The sequence below is a fragment of the Gleimia coleocanis DSM 15436 genome, from assembly GCF_000159015.1.
Taxonomy (GTDB): Bacteria; Actinomycetota; Actinomycetes; order Actinomycetales; family Actinomycetaceae; genus Gleimia; species Gleimia coleocanis.
The window spans coordinates 385871-402044 of sequence record NZ_DS999545.1 but is presented as its reverse complement, the minus strand read 5'-3'; the positions used below and the strand labels follow the sequence as shown (position 1 = coordinate 402044).

Sequence of the window (16174 nt, the reverse complement as noted above, 5' to 3'; positions counted from 1 at the left end):
CCTGAACGCATCTCCAGCGCGCCAATACCACGCGGCACTCTCCCCGCGCCCCAAGCACACATTAAACGCCCTGCTAAAACAAAAAATGAGCGCCTTCGGAAAATCCGAAGGCGCTCAACTCAAAAGTGAAAATTAATTCATACGATCAACCATCATTTGCGCTAAATCAACCAAAGCCTGCTTAGCAACAGAATCCTCTAACGGAGCCAAAGCATCAACTGCAGCACCCGCCCAATCCTGAGCAATCTGACGGGTTTCAGCGACAACTTCAGAATCACGCAAACGCGCAACAACTGAAGCTAGCTTCGCAGAATCACTCAAATCTGAATCAATATCAGCAAGCAAACGCTGTCCCTCCGCGTCCAAAGTGCCTGCACTCAAACGCTCACGCAGCAACAAAATAGGCAAAGTAGTTACCCCCTCAACCAAATCAGTACCCGGAGTCTTACCAGAAACCGAACCATCCGAAGTTAAATCGATAACATCATCCGCCAATTGGAAAGCCACGCCAATACGTTCGCCGTACACGCCAACAGCCTCTGCAACTTCATCCGTAGCACCACCATGCCAAGCTCCAAAAACAGCTGCCGTATTAATCAAAGAACCAGTCTTATCAGAAAGCACCTTGATATAAAACTCAACTGGATCAAAATCAGTCTCAGGACCAAATGTCTCATTCAACTGACCGATACAGAGACGCTCGAAAGTCTGCGCATGGTAATCAATCGTACGCTGCCCCAAGCGCGCAACCAAGCGAGAAGCACGTGCAAACAACACGTCACCAGCCAAAATTGCGCGATTGTTACCCCACTGATGTTGTGCTGCGGGAACACCTCGACGCTGCGGAGCAGAATCCATCACATCATCATGGTACAAAGTAGCCAAGTGAGTTAGCTCAACTGCAGTAGCAGCATCAATAACATCCTGCGAAGCAACCTGAGAAGGTGAACCTAACTGTGCACAAATCAAAACCAAAAGCGGACGCATCCGCTTACCACCCGCATTAGACAAGTGGGAAGTCAATTCATCAACCAGTGCACCAGAGCCAGTCACTGACTTATACAGCAGGTCTTCAACCCGCTCCATGTCAGCACCTAAAAGGGCTTCCAACTGTTCCTGAGTCATTTTCATACCGCGCTTACGGGAGTAAAACAACAACGTTTGACAGTAACTCTAACACCGGGCCAGGGAATACGCCCAACAGTACCGTCACTGCAGCAGCTAAAACTACCGCCACGTAACTGTAACCTTCAGAACGAACAACCGCAGTATTCTCACAAGGTTCAGTAAAGAACATGAGCACAACCAGACGGAAGTAGTAGAAAGCAGTCACAGCAGAGCAAGCTAGACCCAAAACAACGAGCCAAAGCAAACCGCCCTCGATACCATCTGCAAAGACTAAGAACTTACCAACGAATCCACCGGTCAAAGGAATACCAGCAAACGAAAGCAAGAAAATCAGCATCGCAACAGCCAGCCCCGGAGCCTTACGACCCAAGCCCGCCCAGTTAGCCAAAGCAGTTGCTTCACCATAAACGTTTCCAGCCGTATCCACCTGGCGCACCAAAGCAATAGCACCAAAAGCACCAATAGTAGAAACACCGTAAACCAACAGGTAGAACAATACTGACGCGGAAGAAGTCGCAGTCACCGCAAACAAACCAATCAACACGAACCCAGCGTGCGCGATCGAAGAATAAGCGAAAAGACGCTTAATATCAGACTGAACCAGACCAACAAAAGTACCCACCAATAAAGTCAGCACAACAACCGCCACCAAAACAGGAGACAAATCCCATTCAAGTGGAGCAATCAAAGTCAAGTACAGACGAACCATCGCAGCAAAAGCAGCTACCTTAACAGCGGCTGCCATGAAACCAGTGATAGGGGTTGGAGCACCCTGATAAACATCAGGAGTCCAAGCATGGAATGGAGCTGCACCAACCTTAAACAGCAAGCCAACCAGCACCAGCAAGCACCCTACCAGGCCAAACAGCAAAGCTGGCGACTGTGGCAGTACCCGAGCCATCATAGACAAAGATAAAGTACCCGTAGCACCATATAGCAAAGCGCCACCCATCAGCAGGAATGCTGAAGCAAAAGCACCCAAAATAAAGTACTTTAATGCGCCTTCCTGAGACAGCTGACGGCGACGACGAGCAGTCGCAACCATTACGTACAAAGGCAATGACATTACTTCCAAAGCAATGAATAAAGCTACCAGAGAGTTAGCTGCTGGAAATACCATCATGCCACCCAAACTGAAAAGAATCAGCGTGAAAATTTCCGTACGCTGGTAACCCTTCTCATTAGAAAGGTCCTCATCGACAGAACCTGGACGATCAGCTGGCTGAGCAGCGAAAGCACCATCACCCAGTTCAGAACGATCAGCAACAACCAGTACAGCAAGCAGGCCGATAATCAACAAAATCCCCTGTGTAGTAACAGTCAAAGGATCCTCAATGTATTCAGGAAGGGACATTGGATATTCCAAAACCTCAGTGAGGCGGAATGTGACCATCACAATAGCTGCCACAATAGTTATCAGTGACAGAATCAACTGTACTGGGCGACGTCCCTTAGCAGGTACGAAGGCTTCAACCAATACTGAGACTACTGCACCACCGAACACTACCAGGATTGGTAGCAGTGACAGCCAAGGAACTTCAGGTGCCTGCAGAATGTGAGTATTTTCCAGAACGTTCACTTTGCGTTCCTTTCGGTTTCAGTAACCGTAATCATCCCGGACTTAAAGAATTCTACTGAATCATCGGAAACTGGGTTCAGAGCATTTACAAGAGGTGCAGCCCAGATACCCAGGACTGCCATTGCCACTAGAAGCGGAGCAACAACAACCTTTTCTCGCAAGTTCAAGTCAGTGTACTTATCCTTATCGGCAGGTACAGGACCAGTGAACATACGCTGGTATGGCATAAGCAGGTAGAGAGCCGCTAACACCACACCGAAAACCGCTACTGCAGCTGCAGCTGGAGATACCTTATAGGTGCCGATCAACACTAGGTATTCAGGGACGAAACCGGACAAACCTGGCAGAGCTACAGAAGCCAAGCCAGAAACCAGCCAGGTACCTGCCAGCACTGGGGTTACGCGTTGCATACCGCGGTAAGCTGAGATTTCCTGAGTGTGACCGCGGTCAGAGAGGAAACCAGAGATGAGGAACATAGCGGCAATGGAAACACCGTGCGCAACCATATAGAACATAGCGCCAGTTAAAGCCACTGTAGAACCGATGTAGATACCCAGTACCATGAAACCAAAGTGGGATACGGAGGTGAAGGATACCAGTCGCATTATGTCCTTTTGACCGATAGCTGCCAGAGCACCGTAGATAACGGAAATCAATGCAAAAATAATGATTACCGTAGCTGCTTCAACTGAAGCGTGAGGGAACAGTGGCAAACATAGAGCAATCATCCCGTAGGTACCGATTTTATCCAGTACACCAACCAGCAGAACGGATGTTCCTGGTCGCGCTGCGGCCGCGGTATCTGGTAACCAAGTGTGCACTGGAACCATGGGAGCTTTGATTGCGAATGCAATGAAGAAGGTTACGAATACTCCCATTTCAACTGCAGCGGGGAGCTGGAGTTGTGCTAGGTTTTCGATGAGGAAAGTTCCTGCTTGACGGTCAGCGTAAACGTAGAGGGTGATTACACCCACCAGCATCACCAAACCACCTGCCAAGGAGTAGAGCAAAAACTTAACTGCAGCTGCCTTGGCGTTGTTACGCCCGAAGTTGCCGATCATGAAGTACAGCGGAATTAGCATGGCTTCAAAAGCAAAATAGAAAACTGCTACGTCACGGGCTGAGAAAATCAGCACCATGAATGCTTCCAGAATGAGGATTAGTGCAGCGTACTTACCAGCTTTTCCTTCGCGTGCATTTTCAGCGTCTTCATTCCAAGCTGCCAGGAGGACGATTGGCACTAGGGCGACTGCCAGCAGAATCATTGCCAGGGAAAGTTGAGTTACGCCTAGCGCCCAGCTAATACCAAGCTGTGGAATCCAAGTGTAGGTTTCTGCTAGCTGGTAAGTTGCTTTGGCGGACCAATCAATCATGAAAGCTGCAGAAAGCGCCAAAACAATTTCCAAGGTGGATACGGAAAGGGCGATCCAACGACCGGCTATACGTAATGGCTTTACAGCTAGTACCAGGACACCTGCCAGGGCTGGCAAGGCGATTAAGAGTGAAAGCACTGGGAACGTGCCGTTTAGAATTTCAAACATATCTTTTCTCCTTGGTCCTTAGTACTGAAGTGCCAGAACTGTAATCAGGGCCAGAGCTACGCCTGCCAGAATATACCCGGCGTAGGCGCGTACGTAACCGGTTTGCGTGCGGCTTACCAGACTTCCGAGTTTTGCAGAGGCCTTGGCAATGCCGTGAACGCTACCGTCGACCACGTGTTTGTCGGTTGCGACCACCCCATTCATAAGGGCGGTACCTGGGAGCATGAACAGGTTTTCGTTCAGGCTGTCCTGGAAGAGATCGTTACGAGCAGCGTGTACGAGGGCGTTACCTGCAGGTACTGCCACCGGCACATCTGCTACGTGGTACATCTTGTATGCCAGGCCGGCACCTACAACTACGGACACCAGGGTGAGAACCTGAATCGCGATGATTGGGATTACTGGTTCGTGGTGTTCGCCGTGTCCCAGCACTGGCGCCAACCAGTCTACGAAAAGGTTGTTCCAGGTGAGAATGCCACCCAGGACTGCTGCGCCGGCCGCCAGAATAATCATAGGGACGGTCATCAGTGCGGAGCCTTCGTGAGGATGGTATTCGGATTCAGACCAGCGTTGTTTACCGTGGAAAGTCATGAAGAACAGGCGGGACATGTAGAACGCGGTAATACCAGCGCCTACCAACGCAACCATGCCGAATACCCAACCAGCCCAGACAGCGTCGAGGTTTCCGAAGTGGTTAGCAGTGAAAGCGTGTTCAATGAGCTTATCCTTTGACCAGAAGCCAGAGAAGGGTGGAACACCTAGGATAGCGAGCCAACCAAAGGCAAAAGTAATCCAAGTTACCTTCATTACTTTGTTGAGAGCACCGAAGTTACGCATATTTACTTCGTCGTTCATCGCATGCATGACTGAGCCAGCGCCGAGGAACATGAGGGCTTTAAAGAACCCGTGGGTGAAGAGATGGAAGATTGCGAATGCCCAGCCGATTGGTCCCAGACCAGCACCCAGCATCATGTAGCCAATCTGGCTCATGGTGGAAGCTGCCAGTACCTTCTTCATATCGTCCTTAGCGGTACCCACGATTGCCCCGAAGAGCAGGGTGATTGCACCGATTACAGCTACTGCAGTAGCAGCGATTGGAGCTTCCAAGTAGATTGCGCCAGAGCGGACTACCAGATACACGCCAGCGGTAACCATAGTTGCTGCGTGAATCAGTGCGGATACTGGGGTTGGACCTGCCATTGCGTCGCCAAGCCATGCTTGCAGTGGGAACTGCGCGGACTTACCACAGGCTGCAACCAACAGGAAGATACCGATTACGGTAGCTACCTGCGCTCCCATTTCTGGAGCTTCGTGCGCAACTACTTCGAAATCTACGGAACCGTAGGAAGCGAACATTGCCATCATGGCAAGTAGCAGGCCCATGTCACCGACACGGTTCATCACGAAGGCTTTCTTAGCTGCAGTTGCGTATTCAGGAACGTAGTTCCAGAAGCCAATCAGCAGGTAGGATGCCAAACCTACACCTTCCCAACCGACGAAGAGAACGGCATAGGAGTTTCCTAGAACCAGCGTCAGCATAGCTGCGATAAAGAGGTTCAGGTAGGCGAAGAAACGACGGCGGTCAGTGTCGTGTTCCATGTATGCTACTGCGTAAACGTGGATGAGAGAACCCACGAAGGTTACTAGCATCACGAAAGTCAATGACAGTGGGTCCAGAAGCAAACCAAAGTTTACGCTGAAGTCTCCCGCTGGAATCCAACTAAATAGATCCAAGCTCAAACGGCGGTGGTCTGGGTTTAATGCCAGTAACTGGAACAGGATTGCTAGTCCAATACCGAAGGAGGTCCAGGACGCTAATACTGCTACCCAGTGGCCCCACTTGTCAGTGCAACGCCCTGCGATTAAAAGGCAAAGGGAAACTGTTAGTGGAACTGCGATCATCAGCCAAGCGTAGGAAGCGATTCCAGTGGCTGCGATTGTCTCTACAGCTCCTTCAGCATGCAGAGGAAGATGCATTAGTTGAGTCATGTTTCCTTCCTCAGTTCTTCAGTAGGTTAGATTCGTCAACCGAAGTGGTTCGACGGGATCGGAAAATAGTCACTACGATTGCCAGACCAACTACAACTTCAGCGGCAGCAACGACCATTACGAAGAATGCCATAACCTGTCCGTTAAAGTCACCGAAGATACGAGCAAAAGTTACGAATACCAAGTTAGTGGCATTCAGCATGAGTTCCACACCCATCAGAGAGATGATGGCAGAACGACGTACCAGCACGGTTGCAGCCCCAATCGCGAAAAGGGCGAGTGCCAGGAATAGGTAATAGTAGAGGCTCATCGGTTTTGTTCCTCTCCTTCAGTAACTTCAACAGTTGCTGGGTTTTCTTCGTACTGCACCAACCCAGTTGGTGCTTCCTTACCACTCATACCCCAGGCTTCAGATTGGCCTACTCGAGAAACTGCGTAAGTCCCATGGATTGCATGGGTGCTATCTCCTTGCTGAGCATCGCGTAAACGAGTTGCCAGTTGTGGATCTAGGTTGCCGATAGAGCGGTCCAGCCCACGTACTCGCAGTACACGCGGAATAGATTCAGTGACTACGGTCTGGGTTTCACCAGAGAGCGCGCCCACATCAACGGAGGTTGACTGCGCGTAAACACCTGGAGCAGTGTGCTGGCCAACGTGGCGGCCCCGCGCTGCGTATGCTGCCATCTTTGCTTCCACAACTGAACGCTGTGTGTGTCGCTTTGTCAGACGGTCACCGTTTGTGAGGAGGACTGCTCCGATTACTGCGACAATCAGCAGGGTGCCAGCAAGTTCCATGGAAAACCAGTAGTTTGCGAACAGGGTTTTTGCAAGTTCTTCGACGGGGGCGTCAGAAAATGCATCTACCTTGAACTCTTGGGTTTCACCCATCGCAGTGTAGGCAACTGTAATACCGAAACCTGCAAGCAGTACGGTCGCTAGAGTTACTGCCATGGTGATGTAAGTGCGGTTTTGCGACTGGTATTCGTCAGATGCGTTCAAACCAATCATCATGAGGACAAACAGGAACAGCATCATAATCGCGCCGGTGTAAACCACTATCTGTACGATGCCCATGAATGGGGCACCGTGTAGCAGGTAGAGAACTGCCAGCCCAACCATCACTACTACCATAGAGATTGCTGCGTAGGCCGCTTTCTTTAAGAAAAGCACACCCAGTGCACCAGCAATCATGGCGGTAGCTACGAAGAAGAATAGTACTGCTTCGCTGGAGCTAGCCATTTGTGGGGTATTTTCTAAGAACGCTGGCATCATTTTGCCGCCTCCTGAGTTTTATCTACAACTGCTTTGGCAGCTGCCTGCAGAGTGGGATCTTCTGGACGGTGTTCACGTACCCAGTCAACCTGTGCTTGCGTTGGCCCAGTTACTTCACCGCGGTAGTAGTCACCGTCAGTAAGACCTTCAACCATTGGGTGTGGTGCAGCAAGCATTCCCTCTTCGAGTGGAGCCAGAATTTGTGGCTTTTCGAAGATAAGGTCCGCACGCTTGTAGTCTGCCAGTTCGAAGTCGGTAGACATAGTGAGCGCACGGGTTGGGCATGCTTCCATGCAAAGACCACAGAAAATACAACGCAGGTAGTTCACCTGGTAGACACGACCGTAGCGTTCGCCCGGTGCGTACTGTGCTTCAGGAGTGTTATTAGCTGCTTCAACTAAGATAGCGTCCGCTGGACAAGCCCAAGCACAGAGCTCACAGCCGATACACTTTTCCAGACCGTCAGCGTAACGGTTTAACTGGTGACGCCCATGGAAGCGTGGCATTACATACGGACCCTCGAAAGGATACTGTTCTGTAACGGTTGGGCGGAAAAATGAGGTGATGGTGACCCCGTAGCCAGCAACCGGTGCGAATAGTTCTCCCAAGAATCCTTTCGGATCATGCTCATAAAGCATTTCGTCTGCTGGTTTCTGCTCAGTCATCTTCACCCTCCTTTACAGCAGTTACGGAAGCAGTTTCGTTCTTTTCCGAGGACGTCTTTACACGACCTGCGCGAGGAGAGGCAGGTAGTACCTGTCCTGGCAGTGGCGGAACTGGATAACCACCGGCAAATGCGTCAAATTCAACTGTCGCAGGCTTCGTCTTTGTTTCTTCTTTATCCCCTACCAGGTAAGAAACTACGAGGACTGCGGTGAGTAGACCAAAAATGCTACCAAAGAAGTAGTTGTTTGCTTCTGGAGCCCAGTTGTTGATTGCACGCATGATTGCTACTAGTACCAACCACACTAGGGAAACTGGAATGAGAATCTTCCATCCCAATGCCATGAACTGGTCGTATCGGAAACGGAGCAACGTACCACGAGTCCAAACCATGAAGAAGAATACTGCCCATAGTTTCACGGTGAACCACAGCATGCCCCACCAGCCCGCATTAAAGTCAATGAATGGGATGTAGGACAGGAAGAACGGTGCGTGCCAACCACCTAGGAATACGGTGGTTGCAACAGCGGAAACGTTAAACATGTTGATGTATTCGCTCAAGAAATACCAGGCGAACTTCATGGAGGAGTATTCGGTCATGTGTCCTGCCACGATTTCACCTTCTGCTTCTGGAAGGTCGAATGGCAGTCGGTTCACTTCACCAATCATAGAAATGATGTAAATAATGAAGGCTGGTGCCAACGCAAAAGCCCACCAAACGCGGTCCTGAGAGGCAACGATCTGAGAGGTGGACATGGACCCTGCCACAATAAACACCGATACCAGGGACATGGACATTGCTAGTTCATAAGAAATTACCTGTGCCGCAGAACGGACGGACCCCAGCAACGGTAGCGTGGACTGAGAAGACCAACCGCCCAGCACAATGCCATACAGCCCTAAAGAAGCAATCGCCAGAATGTAGAGGATTGCTACTGGCATATCGGTGAGCTGCAGTGGAGTAGAGTGACCGAAGATGTTTACGTTTGGTCCGAATGGGATTACCGCAAACACCATGAATGCAGAAAACGCTGAGATTGCTGGCGCAGCAAAGTAGATTAACTTGTCTGCTTTATCAGTCCAGATGTCTTCCTTGAAAAGCAGTTTAATTGCGTCAGCAAAGGCTTGGAACAACCCCAGTGGCCCAGCCACGTTTGGTCCTGGACGAGTCTGCATACGTGCCAAGCCACGACGTTCCACCCACAGTGCCATAATCACGGATGCAATCAGGAACACTACGATGAAAAGTGCCTTGATTAAGGTCAGCCACCAGGTTTCTTCAGAGAAATCTGCTGGTGTAGTAGTTGGTGGCGCAAATGGGAACGCCAGTACAGCCAGAAGTTCTAAACTCATCGAGTCACCTCCGCGTTAGCTGCGATTGTTACTACAGAGCCGTTCTTAGCTCCAAGAGTGTCATGTACGAAGGATCCAGTAGAACATTCTGGTACCCAAACTACTGACGCAGGTAAGTCTGCGATTACCAGTGGCAACGTGATAGTGCCCTTGTCGGTGGAAACATTCAGTATAGCGCCCTCTGAAATTCCCAGAGTCCCAGCGGTTTCCGCACTCAGGCGGGCAACTGGCTTACGAGCCGTACCTGCCAGCTCAGTTGCACCTGCCTGTAGTAGACCCGCATCAAGCATTGGCTTGTGGGTAGCCAAAATTGCCTGCCCCGCACCAACTTCAACAGCTGTGCTTGCATCAACTGCTGGCTGTTGTAAACGTGCTCCTCGGTAGCCCATCAGCTGATTAATCTCAGCGTGAGTGGCCTTAAGAGTTTCCAGCCCCATTTCGTAGCCGAGTTCCAAAGCTAAACGGTTCAAAACGTCGCGGTCAGTGAGCGCGCGACTTGCCAGTGCCTGTCCGAATGGACGCAGACGACCCTCCCAGTTAATGAATGTGCCGTTCTTTTCAGCTACCGGAGCAACCGGCAAAACTACGTCAGCAAGCTCGGTAACAGCAGTACGATTCACCTCCAAAGCAACAACGAATTCAGCCTTATGCAGGGCTTCGGTGAGTTCTGCAGAGGATGGGAAGTCGCGAGTGTCAATACCACCGGTGATGATGGCATCGTAAGATTCAGTTGCCGCTTTAGCAACGATGTTTCGAGTGCAGTGTGCGTGTGCTTCTGGCACCTTCACACCCCAAATAGCTTCGACTTCTGCACGAGCAACAGCATCGGCAACTGGTCGTCCGAATGGCAGCAAGACTGGGTTAAGACCTGCGTCCAGACCACCTCGTTCACCTGCACGACGAGGAATCCAAGCCAGGCGAGCACCGGTACGCTGCGCTAGGCTCGCCACTGCAGTGTAGAGTCCAGGGGTTTCGCCAGCGCGTTCACCTACCAGAATAATTCCGTTGGCAAGTTCTTCCACGAGGGCGGAATCCAAGTTGTTTAGTACTGAAACTTCAGTACCCGGGGTGGCTTGCAAGAGCTGCGCGGACAGCTTCTTAGTGGAGTTAGAAGTAAATGGTGCAAGCACCGTTACTTTAACTGCCCCAGCTAAAACTCCCTTACGGAGACGTAGAAATACGGAACCGATTTCGTCTTCAGCTTCCAAACCTACCATTAGTACACGACCAGCAGTTTCTAAGTCACTGTAGGTTACGTCCAAGCCTTTACCAGCAACGAAGCAACCGAGGAACTGAGATTCTTCACCGGAAGTGTAGCGAACACGCTGGTCAATCTGGTTAGTTCCCAACGCTACGCGAGCGAACTTAGACCAAGCGTAAGCATCTTCAACAGTTAGACGACCACCTGGCAACAGTACAGAACGTCGAGTTTCCTGCGCTTTGCGTAGACCTGCTGCTGCTACCTGCAGTGCTTCAGACCAGGAGGTTTCAACCAATTCGCCGTCTTTACGTACCAGAGGCTTGTTGAGACGGTTTTCAGTGGTTGACCACTGGTAGGCAAAACGATCCTTATCAGTAATCCATTCTTCGTTTACCTGTCCGTCTTCACCAGCTAGGCGACGCACCACTTCACCTCGCCGAATATCAACGCGAATAGCGGAGCCAGACGCATCATGTTCGGAAACTGACGGAGTGGATACCAGGTCGAATGGACGACCACGGAAACGGTAAGATGCTGCCGTCAGTGCGCCTACTGGACAAATCTGGATGGTATTGCCAGAGAAGTAGGAAGCGAATGGACGACCAGTTTCATCGAGTTCAGCATCACCGGTTGGGCCAGCAGTGAGGCTACCAGCAACACCGGGTTTTCCGTATGGGCCAGCATATTCGTCAGCTGGAGTTAAATCATGCCCGGTCGGGTTCAATTCTGGGTTGTAGAAACCCAGCACCTGAGTATCAAAGGTACCAATCTGTTCACCCATGAAGTAGTGATGATCAGTTGGTGCAGTACCTGCGCCACGTCCCTGCAGATCGATGAACGCGTCTCCTGCGATCTGCTTTGAGAAACGGACACAACGCTGACACAGAATGCAGCGTTCCCGGTCAAGCATAATCTGTGTAGAGAGTTTGATTGGCTTTGCGAAAGAACGCTTAGCATCAATGAAACGGCTCTTTTCACGACCGTCACTCATAGCCTGATTCTGCAGTGGACATTCGCCACCCTTGTCACAAATTGGACAATCGAGTGGGTGGTTAATAAGCAGAAACTCCATGATGCCCTTCTGTGCTTTTTCAGCTACTTCAGAAGTGCGCTGGGTCTTAACTTCCATTCCTTCCATTACCGTCATAGTGCAGGAAGTCTGCGGCTTAGGCATTGGTCGAACTACGCCTTCGCGGTCAGGCATTGCTACTTCAACCAAACACTGACGGCAAGCTCCAGCTGGCTTCAACAGTGGATGGTCACAGAAGCGCGGAATACGAATCCCGATCTTTTCGGCGGCACGGATAATCAGAGTTCCCTGTGGGACGCTGACTGGGGTGCCGTCGATGGTTAGATTAACCATGTTAGGTGCGCTCATCGAGTGCCTCCCTGGTTGAATACGGCGGATGCTTCATATGGGAATAGTTCCCGAGCTGGGGTCGTAAGGCCAGCTTCGAACTCTTCACGGAACTTAGCGATACCACTGCGAACTGGCGTTGCAGCTGCATCACCTAGGGCGCAGAAGGACTTGCCCGCAATGTTGCCTGCAATTTCGTCCAGCAGATCAATATCGCCTGGCTTACCACGCCCGGCTTCCAGGCGCAGCATAATTTGCTTCATCCAGTAGGTGCCTTCTCGACATGGAGTACACTTACCGCAAGATTCATGCTGATAAAACTCAGTCCAACGGGTAATAACACGAACTACAGAAGTAGTTTCATCAAATACCTGTAGCGCACGGGTTGCCAGCATAGATCCAGCTGCTCCAACTGATTCGTAGTCCAACGGCACGTCCAGTTCAGCTTCAGTAAAGATTGGGGTTGAGGAACCACCGGGAGTCCAAAACTTTAACTGGTGTCCGTCGCGAATACCACCCGCCATTTCAATGAGTTCACGCATAGTGATACCGAAGGGTGCTTCGAACTGACCTGGGTTATTTACGTGTCCAGACACTGAGAAGAAACCGTGACCGGTGGACTTTTCAGTACCCATAGCAGCAAACCAGCCTTCAGGGTTAGCGAAAATGCCTGGCACCTGGGAGATGGATTCCACGTTGTTCACAACGGTAGGACGTGCGTAAAGACCCGCAACCGCTGGGAATGGAGGCTTCAATCGTGGGTGTCCACGGCGTCCTTCTAAGGAATCTAACAGCGCGGTTTCTTCACCACAGATGTATGCACCTGCACCTGCGTGGGCGGTGATACGCAGGTTAAAGTCACCGTTTGGTCCCAGTCCTTGACCGATTAGACCTGCTTCTTCAGCTTCACGGACTGCTGCCAGCAGACGGCGGTAAACGTGAGCTACTTCGCCACGCAGGTAGATGAAAGCGTGTTCACAGCGGATTGCGCGGGCAGTAATCGCCATGCCTTCAATCAGTGCATGTGGGTTTGCCATTAGCAGTGGAATATCTTTACACGTACCTGGTTCAGATTCATCTGCGTTTACTACCAAGTAACGGGGCTTTCCGTCATCTGGTGGTAGGAATGACCACTTTAGACCGGTTGGGAAGCCCGCGCCACCACGACCGCGGAGGCCGGATGCTTTTACCATGTCGGTAATTTGCGTTGGTTCCAGGGTGAGTGCTTTTTCCAGCCCTCGGTAGCCACCGCGAGCGCGGTAGGAATCTAATGTCCAAGAACGGTCGTGGTCCCAACCGTGTGAGAGGATTGGGGTCAGGGTGCCTGGCTTAGTAAAAGTTACTTCACTCATCAGTTCTGCCCTTCCTGTACCTGTGGAGCAGTCCAGCCCTTTTCCTGTGCAATTTTTAGACCGCGGAGGGAGGCTTCACCGGCACCTGGGCCTTCGTCTACCAGTCCATCTTCGAATCCTGCTAGTAGGTGTGAGATTTCTTTGAAGGTGCGAATCTGGTTTGGGCCTCGCGTTGGTGCTACTGGGCGACCTGCTACTAGGTCATCAACCAAAGCGATGGTAGATTCTGGGGTCTGGTTATCAAAGAATTCCCAGTTCACCATTACGACTGGCGCGTAGTCGCAAGCTGCATTACATTCCAGGCGTTCTAGGGTAATTTTTCCATCTGCTGTGGTTTCGTCATGTCCGATTCCCAGGTGGCCTTCAACAGTTTCCCAAATTTGGTCGCCACCCATGACAGCGCAGAGGGAGTTGGTGCACACCCCTACGTTGTAGTCTCCGTTAGGGTGACGTTTGTACTGTGAATAGAAGGTAGCTACTGCAGAGACTTCTGGGCGGGTAAGGCCCAGAACATCTGCGCAGAGGGCGATGCCGTCTGCAGAGACGTAGCCGTCTTCAGACTGTACTAGGTGCAGCATTGGCAATAGGGCGGAACGTTCATGTCCCTGTGGATAACGTGCCACAATCTGCGCGGCTTCGGCGCGTAAGCGGTTTTCGGTTTCTGCATTGTACATTAGCGGTCTACACCTCCCAGTACTGGGTCGATTGAAGCGAGGGATACAACCACATCCGCTAGCTGGCCACCTTCAGTCATCATTGCGAAAGACTGTAGGTTAGAGAAGGATGGGTCACGGAAGTGTACGCGGTAAGGACGGGTGCCGCCCTCAGATACTGCATGACAGCCGATGATGCCCTTTGCGTGTTCGACGGTTTCATATACCTGCCCAGCAGGTACCTTGAAACCTTCAGTTACCAGCTTAAAGTGGTGAATCAACGATTCCATGGAGTGTCCCATGATTTCACGAATGTGTTCCAAGGAGTTGCCTTGCCCGTCGGTGGAGACGGACAGTTGGGCTGGCCACTTGATTGCTGGGTCTTGCACCATCACTGGTTCACCTTCGGTTTCATCCAGGTGTGCCAGACACTGGTTGATGATGCGAAGTGACTGGTAGCATTCGTCAAAACGTACCTGGACACGGTTGTAGGCATCCGACTGGTCACGTACTGGCACGTCAAATTCCAGCTGGTCGTAGCCCCAGTATGGCTGGGTTTTGCGTAAATCCAGTGGCAGGCCGGCAGCGCGCAGACATGGCCCGGTCATACCTAGCGCCATCATTGCTGGCAACGACATGTAACCGACGTTTACGTGGCGTAGCTTAAAGATTGGGTTTTCCTGAGTGAGGTCCTGTAGTTCGCCAATCCCCTTACGGATCTTTGGGAGTAGTTCTCGGATGTAGGCGGTAGTTCCTTCTGGAATGTCCTGTGCCACACCCCCTGGACGCATATACGCGTGGTTCATACGCAAACCAGTGATGCGTTCGAGGATTCGCAGGATTTCTTCACGTTCACGGAAAGCGATGGTCATCATGGTGGTAGCGCCAAGTTCGTTACCGCCGGAACCGATTGCAACTAGATGAGAGGCAATGCGGTTGAGTTCCATCAGCAGAATACGGATCCAGTTTGCCCGCTGTGGCACCTGGTCAGTAATATTCAGGAGTTTTTCAACTGCTTTCACATAGACGGCTTCGTTGAACAGTGGGGCTACATAGTCCATACGAGTACAGAAGGTTACGCCCTGTGTCCAGGTGCGGTATTCCATATTCTTTTCAATACCGGTGTGGAGGTAGCCGGTGTTCAGCCGAGACTCACGAACGGTTTCACCGTCAATTTCGAGGATTACACGTAGAACCCCGTGAGTTGATGGGTGTACTGGCCCCAAGTTAAGCACAATGCGTTCGTTTGAGATCTTTTCGATTTCTGAGAGGACGTCTTCCCAGTCACCACCCATGGCGAGTACTTCTGGAAGTTCCTCTACGTCCAGTGCCGCTGCGGTGGCACGGAATGCTGGAGTTTCGTTAATCATTAGTTGTACGACCTCCGGGTGTCTGGTGGTGGAACGGTAGCGCCCTTGTATTCAACTGGAACGCCGCCCAGTGGGTAGTCTTTACGCTGCGGGTGTCCTACCCAGTCATCTGGCATTGCGGTTCGGGTTAGCCCTGGGTGGCCGGTGAAGATAATCCCCATCAAATCCCAGGTTTCACGTTCGTGCCAGTCATTGCCTGGGTAAATGGAAACAACGGAAGGAATCCGGCAATCCATATCGGGGCAGGTTACTTCCAAACGCAAGTTGCGGTTGTGGGTTACGGACATGAGTGCATAAACTGCGTGGAATTCACGTCCTTTATCGCCTGGATAGTGAACACCCGAAACGCCCAGGCAAAGTTCAAAACGCAAGTCCTGGTCATCACGCAGCCATTGACATACCTGTAGAAGGTGTTGACGGCTGATGAAAATGGTGAGTTCGTCACGGTCAACTACAACGCGTTCAATCACGTCTTTTACTGCCAGGCCTTCTGCTTCGATAAGCTCTTCGAGAATATCTACTACCGAATCGAACCACCCGCCGTATGGACGGGCAGATTCGGAAGGTAGCGTAATCTCGCGGATAAGACCGCCGAAACCGGTGGTGTCACCAGAGCCATGAACTCCCCACATACCGTGGCGGACGCCGATAGTTTCGCCTTGTGGAGCGCTACGTTCAACCTGCTGGTTGAGTCCCATTACTTCTTCAGAGGGGAC

The 16174-nt window shown here is 51.3% G+C and carries 13 protein-coding genes; all 13 read right to left on the bottom strand.

From position 1 onward, the window contains the following. Window positions 1-132: 132 nt before the first annotated feature. The 13 genes from HMPREF0044_RS06680 to HMPREF0044_RS06620 are packed head-to-tail and all read right to left on the bottom strand — an operon-like array spanning window position 133 to window position 16156. Window positions 133-1131, bottom strand: a complete 999-nt coding sequence (locus HMPREF0044_RS06680; RefSeq protein ID WP_006547368.1) for a polyprenyl synthetase family protein — start codon at window positions 1129-1131, stop codon at window positions 133-135. Between the two features lie 7 nt (window positions 1132-1138). Beyond that, complete coding sequence (gene nuoN / locus HMPREF0044_RS06675) at window positions 1139-2707, bottom strand: NADH-quinone oxidoreductase subunit NuoN (RefSeq protein ID WP_006547367.1); 1569 nt, start codon at window positions 2705-2707, stop codon at window positions 1139-1141. Continuing rightward, complete coding sequence (locus HMPREF0044_RS06670) at window positions 2704-4248, bottom strand: NADH-quinone oxidoreductase subunit M (protein WP_006547366.1); 1545 nt, start codon at window positions 4246-4248, stop codon at window positions 2704-2706. Before HMPREF0044_RS06670 ends, nuoN begins: the two co-directional genes overlap by 4 nt. Window positions 4249-4266: 18 nt before the next feature. Further along, complete coding sequence (nuoL, locus tag HMPREF0044_RS06665) at window positions 4267-6237, bottom strand: NADH-quinone oxidoreductase subunit L (protein WP_006547365.1); 1971 nt, start codon at window positions 6235-6237, stop codon at window positions 4267-4269. 10 nt (window positions 6238-6247) lie between these two features. Then, on the bottom strand, window positions 6248-6547 hold the full coding sequence (gene nuoK / locus HMPREF0044_RS06660; RefSeq protein WP_006547364.1) for an NADH-quinone oxidoreductase subunit NuoK: 300 nt from the start codon (window positions 6545-6547) through the stop codon (window positions 6248-6250). Beyond that, window positions 6544-7509 (bottom strand): NADH-quinone oxidoreductase subunit J, encoded by a 966-nt coding sequence (locus HMPREF0044_RS06655; protein ID WP_006547363.1) that lies wholly within the window; start codon window positions 7507-7509, stop codon window positions 6544-6546. The genes nuoK and HMPREF0044_RS06655 overlap by 4 nt, the downstream gene beginning before the upstream one ends. Beyond that, entirely contained in the window at window positions 7506-8174 is a 669-nt protein-coding gene (gene nuoI / locus HMPREF0044_RS06650; protein ID WP_006547362.1) for an NADH-quinone oxidoreductase subunit NuoI, read from the bottom strand. Before nuoI ends, HMPREF0044_RS06655 begins: the two co-directional genes overlap by 4 nt. Continuing rightward, window positions 8167-9525 (bottom strand): NADH-quinone oxidoreductase subunit NuoH, encoded by a 1359-nt coding sequence (nuoH, locus tag HMPREF0044_RS06645; RefSeq protein WP_006547361.1) that lies wholly within the window; start codon window positions 9523-9525, stop codon window positions 8167-8169. The genes nuoI and nuoH overlap by 8 nt, the downstream gene beginning before the upstream one ends. Then, window positions 9522-12104, bottom strand: coding sequence for an NADH-quinone oxidoreductase subunit G (locus HMPREF0044_RS06640; RefSeq protein WP_006547360.1), 2583 nt, complete (start codon window positions 12102-12104; stop codon window positions 9522-9524). Before HMPREF0044_RS06640 ends, nuoH begins: the two co-directional genes overlap by 4 nt. Then, window positions 12101-13435 (bottom strand): NADH-quinone oxidoreductase subunit NuoF, encoded by a 1335-nt coding sequence (gene nuoF, locus HMPREF0044_RS06635; RefSeq protein WP_006547359.1) that lies wholly within the window; start codon window positions 13433-13435, stop codon window positions 12101-12103. Before nuoF ends, HMPREF0044_RS06640 begins: the two co-directional genes overlap by 4 nt. Beyond that, window positions 13435-14109 carry an NADH-quinone oxidoreductase subunit NuoE gene (nuoE, locus tag HMPREF0044_RS06630; RefSeq protein ID WP_006547358.1) on the bottom strand — a complete coding sequence of 225 codons (675 nt, stop codon included), beginning with the start codon at window positions 14107-14109 and terminating at the stop codon, window positions 13435-13437. Before nuoE ends, nuoF begins: the two co-directional genes overlap by 1 nt. Then, entirely contained in the window at window positions 14109-15458 is a 1350-nt protein-coding gene (locus HMPREF0044_RS06625; protein ID WP_006547357.1) for an NADH-quinone oxidoreductase subunit D, read from the bottom strand. The genes nuoE and HMPREF0044_RS06625 overlap by 1 nt, the downstream gene beginning before the upstream one ends. Then, window positions 15458-16156 (bottom strand): NADH-quinone oxidoreductase subunit C, encoded by a 699-nt coding sequence (locus tag HMPREF0044_RS06620; protein ID WP_245528827.1) that lies wholly within the window; start codon window positions 16154-16156, stop codon window positions 15458-15460. Before HMPREF0044_RS06620 ends, HMPREF0044_RS06625 begins: the two co-directional genes overlap by 1 nt. Window positions 16157-16174 lie beyond the last annotated feature (18 nt).